General features: G+C 59.5%; 14 protein-coding genes and 3 pseudogenes. 11 read left to right on the plus strand and 6 right to left on the minus strand.

Annotated features, from left to right (window positions below; translation table 11 throughout):
• The first annotated feature begins 15 nt into the window (after nt 1–15).
• Nucleotides 16–1,851: a GAF domain-containing protein gene (locus CH292_RS26535; protein ID WP_218830208.1), complete on the plus strand. Its 1,836-nt coding sequence runs from the start codon at nt 16–18 to the stop codon at nt 1,849–1,851.
• Between the two features lie 30 nt (nt 1,852–1,881).
• On the opposite strand, the gene CH292_RS26540 is transcribed toward CH292_RS26535, so the two are convergent.
• Entirely contained in the window at nt 1,882–2,415 is a 534-nt protein-coding gene (locus tag CH292_RS26540) for a cupin domain-containing protein (RefSeq protein ID WP_094656164.1), read from the minus strand.
• 407 nt (nt 2,416–2,822) lie between these two features.
• On the opposite strand from CH292_RS26540, the gene CH292_RS26545 reads away from it, so the two are divergent.
• Entirely contained in the window at nt 2,823–4,187 is a 1,365-nt protein-coding gene (locus tag CH292_RS26545; protein ID WP_179278105.1) for an MFS transporter, read from the plus strand.
• Nucleotides 4,188–4,286: 99 nt separating this feature from the next.
• Nucleotides 4,287–6,476 (plus strand): malate synthase G, encoded by a 2,190-nt coding sequence (locus CH292_RS26550; RefSeq protein WP_094656166.1) that lies wholly within the window; start codon nt 4,287–4,289, stop codon nt 6,474–6,476.
• A gap of 45 nt (nt 6,477–6,521) precedes the next feature.
• Here the strand turns inward: CH292_RS26550 and CH292_RS26555 are convergent.
• Together CH292_RS26555 and CH292_RS26560 are read right to left on the minus strand one after the other, a co-directional pair.
• Nucleotides 6,522–6,992 (minus strand): annotated as a pseudogene (locus CH292_RS26555) (AMP-binding protein); the annotation flags it as partial.
• 2 nt (nt 6,993–6,994) lie between these two features.
• On the minus strand, nt 6,995–7,894 hold the full coding sequence (locus CH292_RS26560) for a GGDEF domain-containing protein (RefSeq protein WP_143545806.1): 900 nt from the start codon (nt 7,892–7,894) through the stop codon (nt 6,995–6,997).
• Between the two features lie 254 nt (nt 7,895–8,148).
• Between CH292_RS26560 and CH292_RS26565 the strand changes: the two are divergent.
• From CH292_RS26565 to CH292_RS26580, 3 genes and pseudogenes are all read left to right on the plus strand, one after another.
• Nucleotides 8,149–9,316 (plus strand): annotated as a pseudogene (locus tag CH292_RS26565) (IS3 family transposase).
• Between the two features lie 616 nt (nt 9,317–9,932).
• Nucleotides 9,933–10,283 carry a hypothetical protein gene (locus CH292_RS26575; protein ID WP_256978592.1) on the plus strand — a complete coding sequence of 117 codons (351 nt, stop codon included), beginning with the start codon at nt 9,933–9,935 and terminating at the stop codon, nt 10,281–10,283.
• A gap of 114 nt (nt 10,284–10,397) precedes the next feature.
• A complete protein-coding gene (locus tag CH292_RS26580) occupies nt 10,398–12,203 on the plus strand; it encodes a subtype A tannase (protein ID WP_094656168.1) in 1,806 nt (601 codons plus the stop codon).
• Between the two features lie 931 nt (nt 12,204–13,134).
• On the opposite strand, the pseudogene CH292_RS26590 reads toward CH292_RS26580, so the two are convergent.
• The 3 genes and pseudogenes from CH292_RS26590 to CH292_RS26600 form a co-directional block, all read right to left on the minus strand.
• Nucleotides 13,135–13,878, minus strand: a pseudogene (locus CH292_RS26590) (IS21 family transposase); the annotation flags it as partial.
• A gap of 615 nt (nt 13,879–14,493) precedes the next feature.
• The gene (locus tag CH292_RS26595; RefSeq protein ID WP_094656228.1) at nt 14,494–15,453 is read right to left on the minus strand and encodes an alpha/beta hydrolase family protein; all 960 of its coding nucleotides are present in this window, start codon (nt 15,451–15,453) and stop codon (nt 14,494–14,496) included.
• A 610-nt stretch (nt 15,454–16,063) separates the two neighbouring features.
• Nucleotides 16,064–17,338 carry a family 1 glycosylhydrolase gene (locus tag CH292_RS26600; protein ID WP_256978593.1) on the minus strand — a complete coding sequence of 425 codons (1,275 nt, stop codon included), beginning with the start codon at nt 17,336–17,338 and terminating at the stop codon, nt 16,064–16,066.
• Between CH292_RS26600 and CH292_RS29515 the strand changes: the two genes are divergently transcribed.
• The 5 genes from CH292_RS29515 (at nt 17,290) to CH292_RS26625 (ending at nt 23,101) form a co-directional block, all read left to right on the plus strand.
• Nucleotides 17,290–17,487 carry a hypothetical protein gene (locus tag CH292_RS29515; protein WP_256978597.1) on the plus strand — a complete coding sequence of 66 codons (198 nt, stop codon included), beginning with the start codon at nt 17,290–17,292 and terminating at the stop codon, nt 17,485–17,487. The genes CH292_RS26600 and CH292_RS29515 overlap by 49 nt on opposite strands.
• Before the next feature lie 1,456 nt (nt 17,488–18,943).
• A complete protein-coding gene (locus CH292_RS26610; RefSeq protein ID WP_179278106.1) occupies nt 18,944–19,579 on the plus strand; it encodes a TetR/AcrR family transcriptional regulator in 636 nt (211 codons plus the stop codon).
• 996 nt (nt 19,580–20,575) lie between these two features.
• Nucleotides 20,576–20,884, plus strand: coding sequence for a hypothetical protein (locus CH292_RS26615; RefSeq protein WP_094656173.1), 309 nt, complete (start codon nt 20,576–20,578; stop codon nt 20,882–20,884).
• Nucleotides 20,881–21,201 (plus strand): type II toxin-antitoxin system PemK/MazF family toxin, encoded by a 321-nt coding sequence (locus CH292_RS26620; RefSeq protein WP_094656174.1) that lies wholly within the window; start codon nt 20,881–20,883, stop codon nt 21,199–21,201. The genes CH292_RS26615 and CH292_RS26620 overlap by 4 nt, the downstream gene beginning before the upstream one ends.
• 223 nt (nt 21,202–21,424) lie before the next feature.
• The gene (locus CH292_RS26625) at nt 21,425–23,101 is read left to right on the plus strand and encodes a Mu transposase C-terminal domain-containing protein (protein WP_094656175.1); all 1,677 of its coding nucleotides are present in this window, start codon (nt 21,425–21,427) and stop codon (nt 23,099–23,101) included.
• Nucleotide 23,102 lies beyond the last annotated feature (1 nt).

Below are 23,102 nucleotides of genomic sequence, written 5' to 3' on the forward strand. Positions count from 1 at the left end.
TGTACCGTCAGCGGTGTGGAAAGTGAGCACAACGACCCCAATGCTGCCGAGGCGATCGCAACCTCGAATCCGACTCAGTCGATGTCGGAAGCCGTCGAGCACCGCCAGCGCCGCGAACGCGAACTGGCAAGCCTGTATGCCACCGCACGGGCTCTCACCGCGCTCGGCGATGTCGACACCGTTCTGTCGTCGATCGTGCGACATGCTCACGAACTCGTCGGCACCGACGTGACGTACCTGTCGGTGTTCGATGATCCGCACTCGCAACTGACTTTGCGTGCAGTCGAAGGGTCACTGTCGCCGGAGTTCAGGACCGCTCACGTGCCGGGCAACACCGGTGTGGGTGGGCGCGTGGTGGAAAGTCAATCGGCGTTCTGGGTCCGTAATTACCTCACGGACGACACGCTGATGCACGACGCCGGCTTCGATGCTGTACTTCGAGCCGAGGGCATCGTGGCGCTGCTGGGGGTGCCGCTCCGCGACGGAACGCGAGTGTTCGGAATTCTCTACGCCGCGGATCGAGTCGAGCGACCATTCGACATTGACGAGGTCGCGCTGCTCAGTGCTTTCGCAGACCACGCCGCGATCGCGCTGCAGAACGCCCGCCTGTACGAGGAAAGCACGCAGGCCCTCAAGGATCTACAGGACGCGTACGCCACCATCGAGCGCTCCGCCGCCGTCCACGAGGCCTTGACGCGAGTCGTACTCACCGGGGGTGGTGCGCGAGAAGTAGCGCACTTGTTGGTGGCGTCTCTCGGAGGCCGCGTCGCGATCTACGACCGGGACGATCATCTGCTGGTCACCACCGACAATGTGCGCGGCAAAGCCGATGCACCGTCCGACGGCCTGAGTGACGCACTGTCCGATAGCCGCAGAACCGGACGATGCGCGACAGTTCAAGACGGCGACGCAGCTCCGTTACCGCAGTTCCACAGTCTCGTTGCGATTCTGGCCGGTGACACCTACCTCGGCGCGGTGGTTCTCTCTCACCTGCACACCCCGAGCGCCGTCGAACAACGCACCCTCGAACGGGCGTCGCAGATCCTGGGTCTGATGACACTCAAGCAGAACGCGGTAGTCGAAGCCGAGGAACGCGTACGAGGAGAACTTCTCACAGAGGTGATTACCACGGTGCGGCCCATCCCCGCCGAACTGGCGGCCCGCGCGGCATCTCGACACGTACAGGTGGAAATGTTCACAGCACTCGTGGTTGCAGAAGGCGTTTCGCGGCGATCCCTCGATTTGACCCGACGCCTGCATACTTTTTCCGCGGAGTGGAGCGGCCTGGCGGGGGAGTACTTCGGAGTCGCGACGATGCTGATCGTCACCGATGACCTCGACGGTGCCGCAGCTGCCATTCAGCGGCGTCTGCGGGCAACGCTGCACGAACCCATCCTGGTGTGCGCGACACCGATCACCGGACTGAACGAGTCGCTGACTCGGCCGTTCACCATCGCGTCACGGTGCCTGAAAATCCTGCGCGCCAGTGGAATCGACGATCGCGGCACGACGAGCGCGCATCTTGGGCTCTATGCGACGCTGTTCGACCCCGCCCGCGCCGAGGATCTGACAACTCTTCTCGCCGACAACATCGGCGAACTGATCGACTACGACACCCGGCGCGGCACCGACCTCGTCGGCACCTTGGCGGCCTATTTCGAGAACTCCGCGAACCTCACCAAAACCTCCAAAGCGCTACACGTCCACATGAACACTCTGATCAAACGACTCGACCGGGTCAGCGCAGTGATCGGCGAACAGTGGCAACAACCCGACAACGCTCTGTCGCTACAGGTCGCAGTCCGACTGCACTCCCTGACCAGTGTCCTCGGCTCGTCGCCGGCGAACTGACGGCCCGGCGGCTTCGCGTCATACACTGGCTCATACGCCGGTGCGGTCCGCCCCGACTAGCACGAACAGCATGGTCGCCGGGCTTTCGCTTCTGTTCTCCCATTTGTGCCGCGTTCCTCGCTGAACCACACAGGTACCGGGGAGGATCTTCTGCTCGGTGTCGTTATCGAGCCGAAGCCACATCTCGCCTTCGAGACACAGTCCGTAGTCGACTGAGTCGGAGGTGTGAAAGCCTGGATTCTCGGGCTCGAACGCTCCCATCAGGCCGGGTAGCTGACGCTCTGCGTCAGCGTTGAGCATGTCGACATCACCGGACGGTTCCGGTACCGCGGACAACGGTGCCCACCGCACCAACAGAAAACGGGTACCACCCAACTCGGGCCAATAAGGTACCGATCCGGCACTGTCCGGGGAGACGGGCCGACCTTCGCGGTCTGTGGCCCAGATCGGGAAGAAATCGAGTCCCTCGAGAGCCGCAGGCGCAACGGGCTCGAGAACGTCGTCCTCCGCGATCACAGACACCTTCTCCGCGTCGTAACCTGTGACGATCCGACGAATATCCACTACAGCCTCATTCTCTCGATGGGTGTCGATACTCACTACTGAAACTTGTGACGCACGACATACCGATCACTCTAAGCAGGTGCGCCGCCAGTTGTGCATAGCAACTTTATCTACCAACTCCGGTTGAAGGGTGTATGAGTTCATTAAGAGAGCAGTTGCATTCAGTTGCCTAGAAATGCATGTGACCGTTTGAGCGCGCGGGTGACGTCGGTCAAAAATTGCCGATATGGAGTCAGTTATCACTACCGAGTACATCTCGACAGTGGTAATAAATACCCTCACGCAGCGGAGTCTCGCACAATATCGTGACGTACACCACGCAGTGACGACCGTTGGTAGCGACGTCACATGCGAGCACATCTACCGGCCGAATCCTGTGGATGCTTCCGCCCGCGAGAGGACCTCGAATGACCACCCCGATTCCGTTGGACGCGATCGAGCGTTTGTACAAGTCAGCCACCCAGAAGGTGTGGTTCCGACTCATCCCGGTGCTGATGTTCGCCTACGTGTTGAATTTCCTCGATCGAACGAACATCGCCCTGGCCAAGACACGACTCGATGCCGACCTGGGAATCTCTGCCGCGGCGTTCGGCTTCGGCGCGGGCCTGTTCTTCATCGCCTATTGCGTTCTCGAGATACCCAGCAATCTGATGTTGCACAAATTTGGTGCGCGTCGATGGATCAGCCGCATCGTCATCTCCTGGGGTCTCATCTCGACCCTGACGCTTTTCGTACAAGGAGAAACCAGCTTTTACATCATGAGGTTCCTGCTCGGTGTCGCCGAAGCCGGCTTCTACCCCGGAATGCTTTTCTACTTCACGCTGTGGTTCGCAGCCCGAGACCGCGCCGTCGCTGTCGGAATGCTTCTCGTCGCCCCACAGATTGCCACCGTGTTCGGCAGCCCTCTCGGTGGTGCGATCATGACCCTCGATGGCGCGCTGGGTCTCTACGGCTGGCAGTGGCTGCTTCTGCTCGAAGGAATCCCCACTATTCTGTTCGGGTTCTTCCTGTGGTTCTACCTGCCCAACGGCCCCAAGGACGCTCGCTGGCTCACCGAAGACGAAAAGGAAGCACTCCTCGCCAAGACCACCGTCGTCAGTGAAGAAAAACACTCTGTCCGACAGGCGCTCGGATCGGTGTTCTCCAGTGGTGTGCTGCTTTCGATCGCTGTCATCTATTTCGTCACCCAACTCTGCGTGTACGGCATCACTTTTTTCATGCCGAGCATTGTCGAGGCCTCCGGAGTGTCGGGAACTCTCGCCATCGGTGCCATCTCCGGACTTCCTGCGGTCGGTGCGTTGATCGGTGTTCTGATCTACCCCAGACTCTTTCGTCAGTACGGCAACCCAATCCGCTTCGTCGCAGTGGCCATGGTCGGCGCGGCTATCTCGACCTTCGTCGCCGCAAATTCCGGTCACGTGGTGAGTCTGATCGCGCTCGCAGTCATGCAGTTCTTCGTCACCGGTACGGCCCCGGTCCTCTGGTCGGTAGCCATGAGCCGAATAAGCGGTGTTCAGTCGGCTGCAGGCTTGGCCATGATCAACTCCATCGGGCTTCTCGGTGGATTCTTCGGGCCGAATCTGTTCGGCATCGCCGAGTCCCGGACAGGCGATCCTGCCTCTGCGATAGCACTACTGACAATTGCGGCCATAGTGGCACTTGTTATCGTTGTTGTTCTGCGGCAGCTACTTCGGAGAAACCCGCCGGTGACCACAGTCGCCGCCGTTGTCGCGGAAACGTCGAACACCGACGCCACGACAGCTACCAGCTAGTCATGTCTTCACTTCGGCTCTGCACCGGAAAGACCGGGAGCAGGGCCGAAGTGCTGTTTCGTACAGGCCAGCGCGTCGTATGTCGAAGGAGAACAACAGGTGTCAGGATTTGTTCGTGTTGGTGGTCTTCAGGTTGCCCAGGTTTTGTACGACTTCGTGCAGAACGAGGCACTTCCGGGCACCGGCGTAGATCCCGAGAAGTTCTGGAGTGGTGCCGAATCGGTGATCACCGATCTGGCTCCGAAGAACAAGACTCTCCTCGGAGTGCGCGACGAAATCCAGGGCAAGGTCGACGCCTGGCACGGTGAGCACGCCGGACCGGATTACGACAAGGCAGCGTACAAGGCGTTCCTGAAGGACATCGGATACCTGACCGACGAGCCGGCCGACTTCCAGATCAGCACCTCCGGAGTCGACACCGAGATCACCTCCACCGCAGGCCCACAGCTCGTGGTCCCGGTGCTCAACGCCCGCTTCGCGATCAACGCCTCCAACGCACGCTGGGGATCGCTCTACGACGCTCTTTACGGCACCGACGCCATCTCCGAGGACGGCGGCGCGGAGAAGGGCACCAGCTACAACAAGGTCCGCGGCGACAAGGTCATCGCCTTCGCCCGCGAATTCCTCGACGAGGCTGCTCCCCTGTCCTCCGGTTCACACGTGGGCACCACCGGATACGTTGTCGACACCTCCACTACCGGGGCCGCATCGTTGACGGTGACCCTCGCCGACGGATCCACCGTCGGTCTGGCAGACCCCGCGCAGCTGCTCGGATACCAGGGCGCACCGGATGCGCCGACAGCCATTCTGCTCGTGCACAACGGCTTGCACTTCGAGATCCAGATCGATCCCGAGAGCCCGATCGGTAAAACCGACGCCGCAGGGGTCAAAGACGTTCTGCTCGAATCCGCGGTCACCACGATCATGGACTTCGAGGACTCCGTCGCCGCCGTCGATGCCGACGACAAGGTTCTCGGCTACCGCAACTGGCTCGGTTTGATGCGCGGCGATCTCACCGAAGAGGTCTCCAAGGGCGGCAAGACCTTCACCCGCACCCTCAACCAGGACCGCACCTACACCGCGGTCGACGGGTCCGAGCTGACCCTGCACGGTCGGTCACTGCTGTTCGTTCGCAACGTGGGGCATCTGATGACCTCCGATGCGATCCTCGACGCGGACGGCAACGAGGTCCCCGAGGGCATCCTCGATGCGCTGTTCACCTCGCTCGCCGGGTTGCATTCGCTGGCCACCGACAACGTCCTGAAGAACAGCCGCACCGGATCGTTGTACATCGTCAAGCCGAAGATGCACGGTCCCGACGAGGTCGCGTTCACCGCGGAACTGTTCGGCCGGGTGGAGCAGGTTCTCGGGCTGCCGGTCAACACCCTCAAGGTCGGCATCATGGACGAGGAACGCCGCACCACCGTCAACCTCAAAGCCGCGATCGAGGCCGCGAAGGAACGTGTGGTGTTCATCAACACCGGGTTCCTCGACCGGACGGGCGACGAGATCCACACCTCGATGGAAGCCGGACCGGTCGTGCCGAAGGGCGAGATGAAGGCTCAGACGTGGATCAAGGCGTACGAGGACTTCAACGTCGACACCGGTCTCGCCGCAGGCCTGGAAGGCAAGGCGCAGATCGGCAAGGGCATGTGGGCCATGCCTGATCTGATGCACGACATGCTCGAGCAGAAGATCGGGCATCCGAAGTCCGGTGCCAACACCGCGTGGGTTCCTTCGCCGACAGCAGCGACACTGCACGCCTTGCATTATCACAAGGTCGATGTGTTCGCCCGGCAGGAAGAGATCGCGAAAGCCAAGCGTGCCACCGTCGACGAGATCCTCGAAATCCCGTTGGCACCGGCGACCGACTGGTCCGACGAGCAGAAGCAGCGCGAGCTCGACAACAATGCTCAGTCGATCCTCGGCTATGTCGTGCGGTGGATCGATCACGGTGTGGGGTGCTCGAAGGTTCCCGACATCAACGACATCGCGTTGATGGAAGACCGCGCGACGCTGCGTATCTCGAGCCAGTTCCTGGCGAACTGGATCCGGCACGGCATCGTCACCGAAGATCAGGTGCGCGCTTCGCTCGAGCGGATGGCTCCGGTGGTCGACCGACAGAACGCATCCGATCCGACGTACAAGAACCTCGCGCCGGACTTCGATTCGAACATCGCCTTCCAAGCGGCCAGTGACCTGATCTTCCAGGGCACCAGCCAGCCCAACGGCTACACCGAACCGATCCTGCACCGCCGCCGCCGCGAGTACAAAACAGCCAAGCACTGACACTGTTTCGGGTCGGCTTCTCCACGAAGCCGACCTCGAGGGTTTGGCGTCGTCGTCGACGATCTTGGCCGAGATGCCCGGCAGCGGGGTCATCGCCGAGCCGGGTTTGGTGGACGTGACCCCGGGGAGTGGGGAGATCATGATCGCGCCGGTTTCGGTCTCCCACCAGGTGTCGACGATGGGGGCGGTTCCGCCGCCGACGACGTCGCGGAACCAACGCCAGGCTTCGGGGTTGATGGGTTCGCCGACGGATCCGAGCAGGCGGACCGAGGTGAGGTCGTGGGCTTCGGGAATTTCCTTGCCCCACTTCATGAATGTGCGGACGAGGGTGGGGGAGGTGTAGTAGATCGAGACTTTGTATTTTTCGATGGCGTTCCAATGGCGGTGTTCGTCAGGGGAATTGGGGGTGCCTTCGTAGACGACCTGGGTGGCGCGGTTGGAGAGCGGGCCGTAGACGATGTAGGAATGCCCGGTGACCCAACCGATGTCGGCGGTGCACCAGTAGACGTCCTTGCCGTCTAATTGTTCTCCGAAATTCGCACAGTTGACCTCTTTGCTTCGTACATCGCCGCATCTGCGCGCTCCATCAATCTGTCAACCGTATCTCCCGGCCGGGACTGAGCGTGACCGACACTGATTGAAATGCGTAGTTCCTGCCCACGCCACCGTATTGGCGCAAGCGCCGATTCATTGACGAAGCTTTTGACGAACCGGTGTGAATCGAACCGCCATTCGAACGGTCTGGACTGCTCGACTGACCGTTCAACTACCAACAACTCATCACCGGCATAGCGACAGACGATACGGTTCTCGTGCGCCAGCGCTCCTAAGCGAATCGCGACTTTCCGGAGGACAAAATCTCCGGCGGCATGCCCGTAGGTATCGTTGACGTCCTTGAAATTGTCGAGGTCAGCGAACACAACGCTAACCGGACATTCTTCATGCAACCACTGGTCAACCTGTTCCATAGCAGGAATTCGACGAAGCAGACCAGTCAGGTCGTCACGCTCTGCCCGTTCGCGAAGTGTCGATATCTCGGCGAGCAGTGGAGCAGCAAGGTCGAGGCACACCACAAACACCGGCTCCCCATTCGCGACGGTAATACCTACATGGGTCCAGACTGAGATCGTGGGACCATTGTCCTGTTGGAGACGCCGAAGTGCTGACACGGGAGACGGGTACTTGTTTGAGGTGGTCCATTCGTCGAGCAGTCTCAAGCTCAGTTCCTCTGCGGCTGGATGCTCGCTCGGGTGCAGAAACTGACGGGCGTCGCGACTGATGGCGTACGTGCCGCTGAGATTGCTGCGACTGCGACACTCCGAGTTCACCGCCAGTAGCTTGAACCGCGAATCGTGGGCGATTGCGGCCATGGGAATACAGTCGACCAGATGTTGGACGACTTCATTTTCCTCCGGCATAGGACCCACCTACTGCGTCCCGCACTACGCCACAATATGAACGGAATGCATGTTGTGCAGCCCTAGGCCCGCGACCAGGCACGTGCGGAAGAAGACCGATCGGACTGATGCTTACAGCATAGGTGAATCGACGGACAGACGGGATAGAAGTAGCGTACAAATGAACCAGGACCCCAAAGTCGGCTGGGAATTCCCCGGCTTTGGTTGACATCTGATATATGTAGGTCGCTCCTCATGGTGGAAGGATGTTCCCCATGCCGAAAGCATTCCCCGAGCAGTTCCGCCGCGACGTCATCGCCGTCGCACGCAAAGGCGAGGCTCCGCTGCGCCAGATCGCGAAAGACTTCGGAATCTGCGAAGGTGCCCACACCGCTGGATGAAGATTGCCGATCGTGAAGGCGGCGTTGTCGTGACGGCCGGCGGAACCCAGTGACGAATCCGCTGAGCTGCAGGAGCTCGAGAAGCGTAACCGCCTACTCAAGCAGGAAAACGATGTTCTGCGGCGAGCCGCCGCCTATCTGAGTCGAGACGTCCTCCCAAAATGATCTTCCCCCGCAAGCGGGAGGTGCCCCCAATGCTGATCCTCGACCCTGCTGCCGACGGAGTCCCCGTCACAGCGACCTGCCTGGTTCTCGATTCTCCACCCAAGCATTCAAAAATGGAAGAAACAGCAAGTCAAGCAACGAGATTAGGACGATGCTCACCTGATCCACACTGCCCATCCATGCGGACGATCCAGCATTCGGCTACCGCTTCATCGCCGACGAGCTACCCGACCACGGCATCACCGCGTGCGAGAACCGCGTCGCACGGTTGTGCTCACAAGAACGCATCTGGTCCGTGTTCTCCAAGAAGCGCGGCCTGAACAGTAAAAGCCGGCCCGACGGTCCACGATGACCCCGTGGATCGGCTGTTCACCGCACCGTCCGCGGATGAGCTGTGGCTGACCGATATCACCGAACACCGTACAGACGAAGGCAAGCTGTACCTGTGCGCGATCAAGGACGTGTGGTCCAACAGGATCGTCCGCTACTCGATCGACTCCCGAACGAAGGCCTCGTTGGCGGTGGCCGCGTTGGATAATGCTGTGGCGCAGAGAGGCTCGGTGGGGACGATCGTTCACTCGGATCGCGGTAGCCAGTTCCGATTCAGGAAGTTCGTGCACGCGTGGTCTCGCAATGGATTACGCGGATCGATGGGCCGCGCCGGGGCATGCGGCGACAACGCGGCGATGGAGTCATTCTTCGCCCTCCTGCAGAAGAACATCCTCACCGTCAACGATGGTCGACCCGCGAGCAACTACGGCTGGCAATCGTGACCTGGATCGAACGGACCTATCACCGAAAGCGCCGCCAACGACGCCTCGGCAAACTCACCCCTATCGAGTTGGAGACAATCAACCAGACCGCACACCCGGCCTGAACCACTCAACCCCGACAGTCAACTGAACTCAGGGCAGTCCCTCCCGATATGGTCGAGGTGCGAACACTATTGACGCTCGGTGCCACGTCACTGCGTTTCTGCAGTGGTATCTGGCAGACACGATGATGAGATCGGGAGAGTCGCCTTCGGGTGGCAGGTACATGAGTCGGTGTTCGATGTTTAATTCGTCGTGACCATCCGCCTGCGAGGGCGTACTTCAGGGGCTCGGGTTGCCAATTCCGGTATAGAGGTCTCGCAGTGCAGCGTCGATAAGTTTGTTGATGCGGGTGGGCATCTTGTTGTCGACGGTGTGGCAGGTGCCGACCTCCTCTTTTGACGCCGCGGGACTGAGTGTTCCCGGTCACAACGATCGCGACTGGGCGAGGATAAAGCAGAAGTCGCACATCACTTGGACTGAAGCGCACTCGCTAGGACAGCGGCGTACGGACTCGAAACCTGCGCTTGATGGCCCTGCCGACACATCAGTGATTACCACTGCACTGTTACTTACGCGCGTCTAGACGTTCGACAGAAACCTCCCAGCGTTGTCGCAGCAGTAGCTCGAGTTCGGCAGGTGTAATAGACCCCTCCAGCAAGAGAAGGGAAGGCCTTCCGAATGAGCATGACTTCACTGAAGCGTCGAATCTATTTGGTCACCATCGGTGTTACCGTGGTGTGTAGTGCAGTAGCGTGCAGCTCGTCCGACGCTTCCACCTCGTCCGCGCCGCAGCCCGGCGCCACAACGGCCGGTTCACTGCCTGCTGTCGATGCCGAATTGCAGGCATGCCTCGAGGCGAACGGAATCGCAGCACCCCCGGACATGGACTCGGCCGGTAATGCGCCTGCGGGCGGAATCCCGCCGTCGTCTGGGGAGATGCCGGCCGGCGGTGCGCCCGACGCGTCCAGCGCGCCCCCGGGTGTCGATGCGGACGCTTGGGCTGCCGCGCAGGAGGTCTGCTCTGCGTGACCGAGCACCACTGGTCCGGGGCGTTCCGAACCAGTGGTGCGGTACTTTCACCGCATCGTCTCCGGGGCCTGGTGCTACTTTTTGCCAACGGAGAATTCGTCGAGACAGGGGCTTATGACAATGATTTTGGACAGACGCGCATTTCTTCGCGGAACAATGATCGTCGGACTCGGTGTTGCCTTCAGTGCGGTTGCCTGCAGCTCGTCATCGAAAACGACGGTTGTCACCGATCCGACCCTGGCGCTCGACCAGGCACAGTGGAACTACGACAGTGCGAACGACGTGTACTACCAGATCGGTAGGCAATACGTCGCAAAGCCGCAGGCAACGGACTACGAGACGCTGGGAATCTATGTTCCCGGTCAGTACTTCACCGGCACAGAAAATGCGGACGGGACCTACAGCGTGGAGCTTAACAGTGCTGGAGCTGTCGGTGAATTCACCGCGCAGACCGCTCCGATCGTATTTCCGGTGAACACACCCGGGTACGCCGCGCAGACGCCGCCGAGCGAATACAGCTTCGACGAGGTGTCCGCGTACATGCAGGCCGGATTCGTCTATGTCGCTGCGGGTTTGCGAGGCAAGGACTCTCAGACGGACACGTACACGGGCAACGCTCCCTGGGGAGTGGTCGACCTCAAATCAGCGGTGCGCTTTGTTAAGTACAACCGCGGTTCCATCGCGGGCAATGTCGAGCAGATTTTCGTGTTCGGGCATAGCGGCGGTGGCGCGCAGAGCGCCGTGATGGGCGCATCCGGCGACAGTGATCTCTACACCCCGTACCTGGAGGCGCTCGGTGCGGCAACGACGGAGTCGGATGGCTCCGACATCAGCGATGCGATCGCCGGAGTGATGGCGTGGTGTCCGATCACCAGTCTCGATTACGCAAACGCATCGTACGAATGGAACATGGGCCAGTTCGCCTCGTCCGGTACCCGCGCCGACGGTACGTGGACAGCCGCGTACTCGGGCGATCTTGCGAATGCCTTCGCGGAATACCAGAACGGTCTGGCTTTGAAGAACGATGCAGGCGAAGTTTTGGAACTGACGGAATCCGATTCAGGACACTTCCTTTCAGGAACGTACTACGACCATATGATCTCGGTCGTACAGACGTCTCTGAACGACTTCTTGTCCTACACGGCGTTCCCTTACACGCCGAACACTCAGTCGATGGCCGGCATGGGTGGGTCCGGAGATGCGCCTTCCGGTGCTGCCCCGCAATCCGGAGCGGCACCCACTGGAGAAGCTCCGAGCTCTTCCGGCCAAACAACGACGGAAGCGTCGACGACGTATGCGACGGTGGCGGAATACGTTGCCTATCTCAACCAGGACAGCACGTGGGTCGATTACGATGCGGCTACCAACTCGGCCACCGTGCTCACCCTCGGCGGGTTCGCCAACAGTCAAAAGTCCGCAAGCAAGGACGTCGGCGCATTCGACGGGATCACCTCGCAGCAGACCGAGAACGTCGTGATGGGTCTCGGCACCGAGGGTCGACACTTCGCGCAGATCTCACGAGATGTGCTTGCGGACAAAGAATCCCGCTACCAGGGGTTGAAGGATTGGAACGACGAATACAGCTACGCGGCATACGACACAGCACTCGCCGAAGTGGATGCTACCGGCAAGGACGTGACCTACCGGATGAACATGTACAACCCGATGTACTACCTGTCGCAGACCTACGACGGTTTCGGCACCTCCACGGTGGCACCGAACTGGCGTATCCGCACTGGAATCATGCAGGGTGACACCGCAAGCACCACCGAGGTCAACTTGAATCTGGCGTTAAGAAACAAGGGCATCGACAACGTGGACTTCGCAACAGTATGGGGACTCGGCCACACCCAAGCCGAGACGACGGGAGATGCCGCCACCAACTTCATTGCGTGGGTAACCGAATGTGTCAGGTCCTAAGATGCCCTTAAGCGCAAACCTTTGCGTCGCATTGACGCAGTGTTCGGGACGAGTCGGTGTACGTACCAGACGTAGACCATGACGCCGACTAGGTCCACCAACGTCTGAGCCTGGTAACCGACCGCTGATGCCCGATCACTTGATGTCTTACTACCCGGCTGCAACAAGTTGCTCACGGCCAGATGGTTGGGTACCAGGTCATCGACGCGGTCGACGGCAGAGGTTGCAGGGCCGTGGGTAACCGCCTCGCAACTGCAACTTGCCGGTTGTACGTCATCACTTGGCGGATCGGTTCGCACCCACCCCACGCTGCTGATTCACGCTTCCGTGCCTGGGGCAGCTCGAAATCCGGCTTTGCATTCGCGTCCAGCTGAGTCCATCCCGCGATGATTGCAGGAAGGAGAAGCGTGGTCATAGACGCCAGTTGCCATCGGCGGCTCACTGGTCGATCGGATCTGTGCACACCGGGCGAGGGCAGCGTTGATGGGGAGAGGGACTGTAAATTTTAATCGAATGAATGATGACCGGCTTAATTCCGAAGCCGACTGTGCTGTCTTGATACATGTGGACACAGGTATCTCGATACATGTGAGACATGATTTTAGGCTGCGGGGCGGTGGAGTTTTCCTTGGTAACGCTTGTCGGTGTTCAGGTGCGGGTGGCCGAGGACTCCTCCGCTGGCCGTGTAGGTGGTGATGTGGTTGCCGTCGCGCAGGACGATCACGCGACTGTGTGCGTGGGACGGTCCGACCGAGATCGTATGGTCGCCGACGGAGATCACGCCCGAGTCGGAGAAGGAGTGGGTGCCGACTGTGGCGTCGACCTGGGTGGGTAGGTGCTGCGGGCCGCAAAGGGTTGCAGCGCGGTTCCATGCCTCTTCAGGGGGCATGTTCACGGCACTGTGGCGACGGTCAGTGTTGTAGAACTTCTGCCAGCCATCGCTCAACCGTGGAGTGATCGGGTCAGAGTCGGCGACAACAGGTTTGAGGTTGTCCGGGATCAGGACAGCGAACACGCCGCCGAAGAACCTCCATGCTGTTTCGCAGCCGGCGATGACCGCCGCCAACGTTTGTGAATAGCTCAGCCACACGAACATGTGTCGGCTGTAGACCGCGGTGAAGATCAGGGCGTGGACTTTGCGGGCCCGCCCGTCGTCGGGGTCGGTGAGCATCCCCAGATACCCGAAATCGATCTGGCATTCGATCCCGGGTTCGCCGTCGACGACGCGGACGGTGAGATTCTTGCGGCCGAAACCGCACATCTCGGTCGCGAACCGGTGCAGTGTCCGGTACGGCACCACGCATCCTTGGCGGACAAGCAGCACTTCAATTTTCGCGATGGTGAGCGGTTTGCGTTCACCATCGCCTGCTACCCACTTGGTGATCTGCTCCTGATGGGGCACGAGTTGCTCCCATGCTGCGCCGTGACCGTGGGGTCGGTCGGGGCGGACAGTGGCGACGACCGCTGAGATGACCTCGTCGCTGACCGCGCCGACATCGTCGGTTCTGGTCAGGCCGGCTGCTTGGGCTGCCTCGACGTATCGGCGGACCGTTTTGCGATCCACACCGGCATGCTCGGCGATCGTGCGCAGTCCCGGTGCGGGCAGGCCCGCCGTTCCGAGCCACAGCCGTAACACTTCTCTGATTTCGTTCACACTGATCTCCCGAAAAGCCATGCTCACCGACCTCCGTGACGGACTTCGTGCTGTCACAGACGATCGAACGAGCAAACGACGGGACCACCGGCAAGGCGCGCCGGTGGTCCCATAACCGACAATCCAGGTGGTCCCATCACCCTGGCAAAAATCAGGTCACGCTGGTCCCATCCTCATGGCAGACGACAGACCCCACTCGCGGCCACGGATTACTCCATAGCCGGTCACAGTGCCCCGCAGCATCACCACAGCCCGTGTGTCTCATGTCCCTGGATATTCTCATGTCTCATATGTCCCCGGACTCAACAAGTCCGAACCCGACCACACCGGTAAACGATTCGCTGAGTAGTTCGTCTTACTCAGCATCGGCAGGCGACGTGTGCGGAGTCAATCACACGGCCTATGCGCTCCAAAGTCGCGTTGCCTCAGCGCCCGTGCGGGCAACGACGCAGCGTGGGAAGTAGGATTGAAAGCGGCGAGGTCTAGCTGGCAGCTGTGTGGCTATCTCGGTCTTCGACTCGTCGAGTGACCGAGACGCGGTCGGCTGTCTTTGATTGGGCCGAAGCGGGCACCTACCGATGACAATGGCGTTGGACCAACTCTTGTTTATCGAACGACAGTCCACCGGCCCCAGGATCACCACGCATTCAATGCAGTAAGTATCTGCGGACGTGCTTTCCACAGTTCAGCCGACCAATACGGCCAAGAATGAATACCTCCGTTGAACCTGAACGTGGCATCGATTCCAAGCGTCGCCATTCGAACCCGATAGGCAATTGTCTGAGCGAACGACAAGAACTCCAAACCCATTCCTGTGGCCGTGTTGTAATAGTCAAGCAACACGCGAGGATGATCGAATTGCCCCGGGATCCCGTTTCCCGTAGAGACATACATCGAAAGACCGCGCATCTGGCTTGCCGACACAAAAGGGTCATTCCGCAACCACGCGTCGTCCCAAGGAAATCCCCACATGGAGTCGGAATTGAACCCACCCGCGTCGAGCATCGCTAAACGGATTGCCTCACGCATACCCACCGCAGATGTGTTGAGATATCCAGATAGAGATCCTGCAAACTGAAATTGATCACGATGATAAGCCGCCAATGTCATTGCAGCTGTGCCACCCATGGAGGGGCCGATTACTCCGGTGATTGAGCGGTCCACTCCAAACCGATGTAGGTACGCGGGCAGTTCGCGGGTCAAAAAAGTTTCCCACTTGTAAGCGACTTTTTGGTTATTGAAATTACTTTTATTGTACCAGTCGGAATAGAAGCTGGACTCACCGCCCACTGGCATTACCAATGTCAAATTGTCCTGAGCAAACTGGTCAATAGCATTCGTTTCGAAGCTCCACGCGTTCCTGTCGTTCCGGGCGCGCAAGCCATCGAGAAGATAGAGCGACGCGGTACCGCCACGGGAAGCCCAACGGACTTGGACTTTGATATCACCCATCGACGAGGGAACCCATAATTCTTGATAACCACCAGCTCCGGTGTAACGGACCATGCCCGATTCCGCACTCACGGCTTGTGGTGCGAAACCGACTGCGAGTGCCAGGATTGTTGTGCCAATCACCGAGAAACGACGCCACGCCATACTGGCAGCCTTGAACACCGACGTATAACTCGCCATGCCTGATTCTCCAATCATATAGTGGGCGGGCTGTGGAGTCGCCCGGAAATTTATCGGTGATTATCGATCCGCGTTACTCCCTACTCGGTGATATATCCCACGATCGACGGCGGAACGCAGGCTTGAAAGCATGAGCCCAATGCAAGTTGGCTAAATCAACGGGGTCAACAGTCGGGCCGCCAAATCTCTTGTGCAGGATCCGCTGTTCGCTGGCTGTGATCGCCGCGGTCGACATCGTTAATCCAACCGATAAATGTTTGCACCCAAAAAACCGCGATAAGCTCCGAAAGGAGCTTCGTTGAAGCGGAGCTGATCATCACAACTGGATAGCACTGCTCAACGTCGAATTCGACTCACGAACGAGGTCGTGGGTACGCGCCCGGTCGCATGATTTACCGGCTACGTCTTAGCGCTGTCCTGGTGACACAGGTTTGCCAACCGAAGCTGGATCAGAAACGGTCGCGATCACGTTGGCTGCGCCAGGAACGTTTGACGAAGGTTACCGTTCATTTGCTCGCCGCTCGGAAGATCAAGGACACACTTCCAGGGTGGGCAAATAATGGTGGAGTTGCGCTCAACGACCGGGAACCGTCGCCGGTTCGGTGCAACTGAACGGTGGATCGACCAAGGAACACACTGCCGGCGCACGTGTAGGACGATAGTCTGCTGCAACTCCCTGGTCGGAGATTACCTCTCGAAATGCGTGGACAGCTTCCGTCGGACGACGCTCGAGGGTCGGATCGGTCTGGACGTCGACGCTATACAACCCCAAACGAGTTCTGTAGCTTCCCCATTCGTAGTTGTCGGTTAGGCTCCAGTAGTTGTACCCGATGACATTGACACCCTCGGCTACAGCCCGTTGAACCCAGTACACGCTGTCACGCAATGCGGCATCTCTCTTGTATCCGTCCGGCCGCTCCCCATTATCTGTGTACAGTCCCGTCTCGACGATGTAAAGCGGCAAGTCGGGAAATTTTCGCGAGTAGTGGCGGAGGGCATAGTAGATGCCTTCCGGTTCTGTCGGTGCGTTCCACCCTTCATTCGCTAACAACGGCGCGAGGATGTTCAGGTTGTGGGCCGAAAGGCCAAGGTAGTAATCGAAGCCGACGAAGTCGAGCTTTTCAGCGACTTTGTCGAGAAACTGAGTATCAACGGAGGCGTTGACCCCGGGAACGTACGCAACGTTGCTTGAGACCATCGCGTTCGGCTGCACGGCATGGATATGGTCGTAGATCGAGCTGTGTGCTTGCGCGAGTCGATCGAACATTAGAGGGATATCGGAGATGCCGATTCCTCCGAAGCGAGCCTCGTTAGCGACGTAAAAGGTCGGTTCGTTGATCGTGATCCACAGCGGGTCGTAGGGCGCGTATCGGTCGACCACGGTGGTGGCATTACTTAACCAATCGCCGACCATGCTCTGGTTCTTCCAGCCGCCGCGATCGACCTCCCATCCCGGATAAACCCAATGGTCGAGCGTGATCATCGGTCGCATTCCAGCATCGACGATAGCCTCAACGACGTTATCGTAGAATGCGAATCCATTCTCGTCCCATGTCCCGGGTGCAGGCTGCACTCGGGACCATTCCACGCTGAATCGGTACACCGTAGTACCGAGTTCTTTCGCCAACTGGATGTCCTGGCGGTACCGATTGAAGAAATCGACAGCGTTTGCGGCGGCGTCTTCGGTGAGTCCCCTGTCTACATACCGCGTCCAGTTGCTGTCGCGTGCAGATCCCTCGGATTGAAAGCCTGACGACGCGGTACCCCACATGAAGTCCTGTTGAAAATTCGATGGGAGTGATGCCTGCCACGGTTGGTCAGCATGCGCTGATTGAACGCCTGGTGTCACAGTCAGAAATGCAGCTGCGATTAGGAGGGGAACAAGGAGGCGACCGGATCGTCGGCGGCAAACTGTATTTGGAATTGGTGTGTGCACTTGCAACTTCCTCATGTTCGGTGGCGATGAAACTAGTCAGTGAAGGCTCCGGCCGCCTGTGATTGTCTGCGAATCGTTGTACACCCTACGCGATGTAGGTGACAACATGTAGGTACGCGTGTTCCACTGGACGGTGTGTTGCCCAAACTGGCGTTTGGTCGGAAAACAGATTTGGTGGCAACAGGTGAGTTGCTGGCAACCCGCCGCCGTATGTAGCGTCACTCGGCCGGGTACGCCGTGTCCTCCTGCTGAGCAGTCGGGGGCTGGACGACGTTGCGTTCCCCTCCCCGAGGAGATGGAGGGTAGCGTAATGCTGGGGTGCGTTGCAGGGGAGACCCTGCTGGGGGAAGCCCACGGTCCGGGCTAGAATCTGCGAAAAGATGCGCACGGGTCATGGTCACTACCCCCGCATTGCGGTGGACTCGCACTGCGGCCGCGGTTGCTGCATTTGCAAACGGAGACTCTGCAGCGACGCCGTGTTCGGTCACGCGCCGGACTTAGACCCATCGAGCAGATTCGACGCCACCGTGCCGACTACTTCGTCGTTGATGTGTAGCGGCGTCTGCTCTGTGTCTGACAGTTCGGCCCCGAAGCGCACTCCCGGGGGAGTAGCCGACTCCTTCGATACCTTTGGGTAGCTATCGCAGGATGCGACGGTGCCCAAACCCTCTCACGTTCTCTGTGAAGATCTTGTAATCGCTGACGTCAGTCCTTCGATCACATCGGGCCCCGTGAAATGAGTTCGGTGATTGGAGAGGATCGTTCAGACCAAATCGGCGAAGCAGCCGAGTAGTGAAATCGACTCGTTACTACAGTTTGAGGGAGATGCCAGCGGGCTCATCACCGTCTTTCTGCGCTGCCAGGGCGTGCAATTATCCCAGCTAAACGACGTTCCGCGCACAACCCTTCTTTCTCTATCCGCACCGAGGAAATTCGATGGCGTCCGGTCCAGCCGAGTTGGGCCCGGCATGCTTTGGACGTAACCCGTTCTTGCCCGGAGGCGGCATGTGCAAACTGCAGCCGATAGTTTTAGGGACCGGAGTTCGCTTCGCCTGACCAGGCTCAGCTTCTTCTAGCCAGGCAGAGTGCGTTGAGCCACCGTAAACGTCAACACGGAATCAAGCCCTGCATTTGTTCGCTTCTCCACCAGACAGCCTACCGCGAATTCTCTCGCGCGTGCAGACTGCGGACCCCAGACGCAATGAGTAACGATGGCTCTCCGTATGTGCGCGCAGGGAGCAATCGCCATGAACCCATACCGACAAATGTATTGGCCTCTGCTGATTAAAGAATTTTGGACTAGATTAGCACGTTCGTGAGGACATTCGCCAAACATTAGAATGGGTCGAGGCGATCACGCTTCTGCACGGTTGTGCATTTGATCGCGTTCGATGCCGCGGCCCGTGGAGGATGGGGGTCACTTTGATTGAGTGGTTAGGTTTCGCATTTGTCGATGTCCGTTGACACAATGTGCACATAGCGTCACCAAGTAATCCTGTGTACGCTAGCGTGATGGCAATGTCAACCGACCCTCCTCCGGCTGTGATGGGTCACCGGCACGGGCGGGTGCCCCGCGAGGTTCGACACAAGCAGCTTCTGGATATTTCGGAGCAGATTTTCCTGACTAAAGGATACGATGGTTTCTCCATTGAAGAACTGCGTCGCAGCGCGGGCGTCAGTAGGCCCGTCGTCTATGAGCATTTCCGGTCGAAGGAAGCGATCTTCATTGCGTGTATAACGCGAATTTGGGAGATATATGAGACGTCACTACTTGACAGCGCCGCCAACGTTCACACCTTCAAAGATGTAGTCGTGGGCGCTTCTGATGCTTACTTCAGAACGCTGGAGAGCAACCCGCGAGCATGGGAGTTGCTCAACAATGCCCGTGGAATCAATGTTACTGTTGATGGCGAATTGGATCGTTTGCGAGAATTGTCGGTGCAGCGAATTGTCGAGCTCGGTAAAGTGCTAACTCCAAATATGGGACACGAACGTATCGAGGCATATTCTCATATAATTTCCGGCGCAGCGGAAGATCTAGGTCGTTGGTGGTCACGAAACCTCGATATACCTCGTAGTCGAATAGTTGAATACCATACGGATGCCATACTGGCCTTGGCCGGGAGATTTGCTGATATCACCGATAGCGTTTGACAACCGGTTAGAGTCTTTAAACTACACACTCATGAACCAAAATTCTTGGCTGGACCTGGAATATTCGGTACGTGGCCGTGCAAGAGTGAGCTTGTCACGGAATGTTTCGGACGACTGGGTCTAACGATCGGGGAAGGCTGCGATTCTGGCAAACCAGGTTGCGCCTTGGACGAACCCAGATAAGGTTTGGGACCACCCGAGTCGCGGGATGACACCATGTTCGAGTGCACAGCTCTTGTGAGCGGTCGGTGCCTGTCCGGTGGGGGTCCTCGCGCACCGAATCTGGAAGGCCCTCAGCAATATCTATCTCTGCCTCTGTTTCCCCTACTGTCGACAAGGACACCGCACTGGCCCACGCCCGCGCCGCGATCGAGAACCGCACCAAAATACATCGAGTCACTCTTCGGCGCCCCAAGCCCACAGTGCGGCCCCATGCCCACAGTGCGATGGACGCAGTGCGGCGTGGATCGGTACGGGTGGGGCGCGCTCGATCGTGACCCTCATGGACGCTCGGACGAAGGTCGAGTCTAGATCATTCTGTGCGGCGAATCGAGTGACGAGCTGACCCAGGACGGGCGGTAACAGCACGGGATGCGCGGCGAGGGGCAAGTGGGTACCTGATTCGCTGGTGGTGAGGTCGTTGTCGGTGAGCTCAACGATTCCGGGTGGGGATGTAGCCTTAGAGCAGGACGAGGGCACCGGCGTCGCGCAGTTTGGACCCCGAAACAGACCCCCGAGTCGATCCTTCAAACAACGTAACTGCGCCCCGGTCAACCCATACGCCGCGACAGGCGCGTAGGCAACGCATGCGACCATTGCGCCCTCGTGGAAGCGCACACCGGACCGCCGTGTGCGGTTTGATGCAGCCGAGCCGCGCCAGCCTGATCAGACTCCGATTGATCGGTGACTTGTGAAGATGGGTCGGGTCTCGAAGATCGGGCCCATCAGCGACTGGGGTCCTTGCTTTGTTTCATCTAGTGATGCACAATATGGAACATGCATAGCAAACGCCTTCCGATCAGCCTGGACGGCGACGATCTGGCCGCGATTGCCGTGTTCTCCGATCCAGATCGGGTCGAATCACGGGTCCTTCACGAGTGGACGACCCAGCACCGCATCACTGTCCGCGGCAACTCGGAAGCAGGGATTGTGCGGGCGCTTTTGCGTGCTGGTGCCGAGTCACTCAGAGAAAAAGCCCTTGACGCTGCGTATGCTGAGCTTGCCAAAGATCAATCGGACGGCACCGATCAGCAGCGCGCCCGCCGCAAGCGGTATGCGGACACGGTCGATCGGATCTACGAGTGAGCGCTGCCCTACGAGGTCAGATCTACTGGGCAGACGTCGGGCACGGACGCAAGCCATGGGTGGTTGTTTCTAACAATCAACGCAATCGCAACTTGTCGACTGTTCTTGCGGCGCGCGTGACGACCACGCCGAAAACCGGCATACCTACCGCAGTGCGCCTCGGCCCGGCAGATCCTTTGGAGGGCTCCGTCCTGGCCGATGACCTCATTCAACTCTTCGATGACGAGATCGCGGCTGGACAATCCGCGGGTGCTCTGTCGCCAGCAACAGTGCTCGAGTTGAATAGGGCGCTTGGTATCGCGCTGGGGCTCCCCTGAAGCGACAGATTCTTCTGAGGTCTGCGTCAAGCATGGGCGTTGATTGAAACGACGGACTGCAAATCCGCAGCGACTCGCCAAAAGTGACAGTGGCTGTCAGTTTCAGAAGTCGACTGCACTGATTGCAGGCGTTCCGTAGATGAGTGCGCTCGTCTTCTGACATTCTGATGTCAGAAGTGCAGTGCACGGTCGTGCGCGGCTCTCGGTGGCGGGGAGGCTTGTTTTGGATCCGGACGAGTTCGATGTCGTCGAGACGGGTGTGCTGACGGCGTCGGGGGAGCGGTGGGCGCAGGCTGAGGCTCGATTCGCCGTGTTGGCACCGTTGTTGGAGGCGCATCCGGTGCGTCTGGAGGCAGTCGACGACGCAGGGCAGCGATTGGGGCTGTCGCGGCGACAGATCTACTCGTTGCTGACCAGGCTCCGTAACGGGACGGGCACGGTGACCGACCTACTGACACGCGTGTCACCGGGTGGCCGAGGCCACGGCCGGTTGTCCGACGACGTCGAAGAGATCGTCAGTAATCACATCTCCCGCTACTTTCTCCACCGCCAGAAGCTCAGTGTTGCTGCCCTGCATCGACGTATCGTGCTGGCCTGCCACCGCGCTGGTCTGCCAGTGCCAGCCCGGAACACCGTCAACGCCAGGATCGCCGCATTGCATCCGGCATCAGTGGCTCGCTCACGCGGCGGACCCGATGCCGCCCGCCCGCGTCAGTCCGCCGGCGACGTTCCGCCTCAGGTGTCGGGGATTCTCGATCAGGTTCAGATCGACCACACCGTCGTCGACGTGATGATCGTCGACGAGTACGAACGCCACCCGATCGGCCGCCCCTACCTCACGATCACCATCGATGTCTTCAGCCGTTCAGTACTCGGCTTCGTGATCACCCTGGAACCACCGTCGGCGCTATCGGTCGGGCTGTGCCTGGGCCGCGTATGCAGTGGAAAACAGACCTGGTTGGAAGCATGCGAACTGGCCGAACAGGTGCAGTGGCCGATGGCAGGCAAACCGAAGCAGCTGTACCTCGACAACGCCGCCGAATTCAAAAGCGAAGCCTTACGCCGCGGATGCGCCCAACACACCATCAAGCTCAAGTACCGTCCACCTGGTCGACCCCATTACGGCGGCATCGTCGAACGCATCATCGGAACCGCGATGACCGCAGTGCACGAACTACCCGGGACCACCTTCTCCTACCCGGCGCAGCGCGCGAGCTACGACTCGGAAGCTCACGCTGCGTTGACGTTACGCGAGCTCGAACGCTGGCTGGTGTTGGCCGTTTCCTCGTATCACGGAACCGTGCATTCGGGGCTCGGGCGCACCCCGGCATCGATGTGGAACAGCGGAGTCACCGCCGATGGCCGCGCCCCTCGCACAGTGCACGGCGAGACTGCCTTCTTGGTGGACTTTCTTCCCGTCCTCCGGCGGCGGTTGACCCGCAGCGGATTTGTCCTCGATCACGTGCACTACTTCTCGAACGCGCTCAAACCGTGGGTCGCGCGTCGAGAGCAGCTGGGACGGTTCGTCATTCGGCGCGATCCACGCGATCTGAGCAGAATCTGGGTCCTCGAACCCGACGGCGGCGGGTATGTCGAGGTGCCGTACCGGACGATGTCACACCCGGCGGTGACCCTGTGGGAACACCGCGCAGCCGTCACACGTCTTCGTGAACAAGGACGGTCGAACGTCGATGAGAGTGCACTGTTTTCGATGATCGAGCAGATGCGCGAGATCACCGACCGCTCGCAGAAAGCCACCCGCAGAGCTCGACGCAACCGTGCGCGACGTGACCACCTCATCGACACCGCGGCCGGCTCAGAACCGATGCAGCCGCCCGATAGTCGGCCATCGGACGACACACATGTAGTGCCGGTGTTCAGCGACATCGAGGAATGGTGAG

The sequence above is a fragment of the Rhodococcus sp. 14-2470-1a genome (genome assembly GCF_002259425.1).
Classification (GTDB): Bacteria; Actinomycetota; Actinomycetes; order Mycobacteriales; family Mycobacteriaceae; genus Rhodococcoides; species Rhodococcoides fascians_E.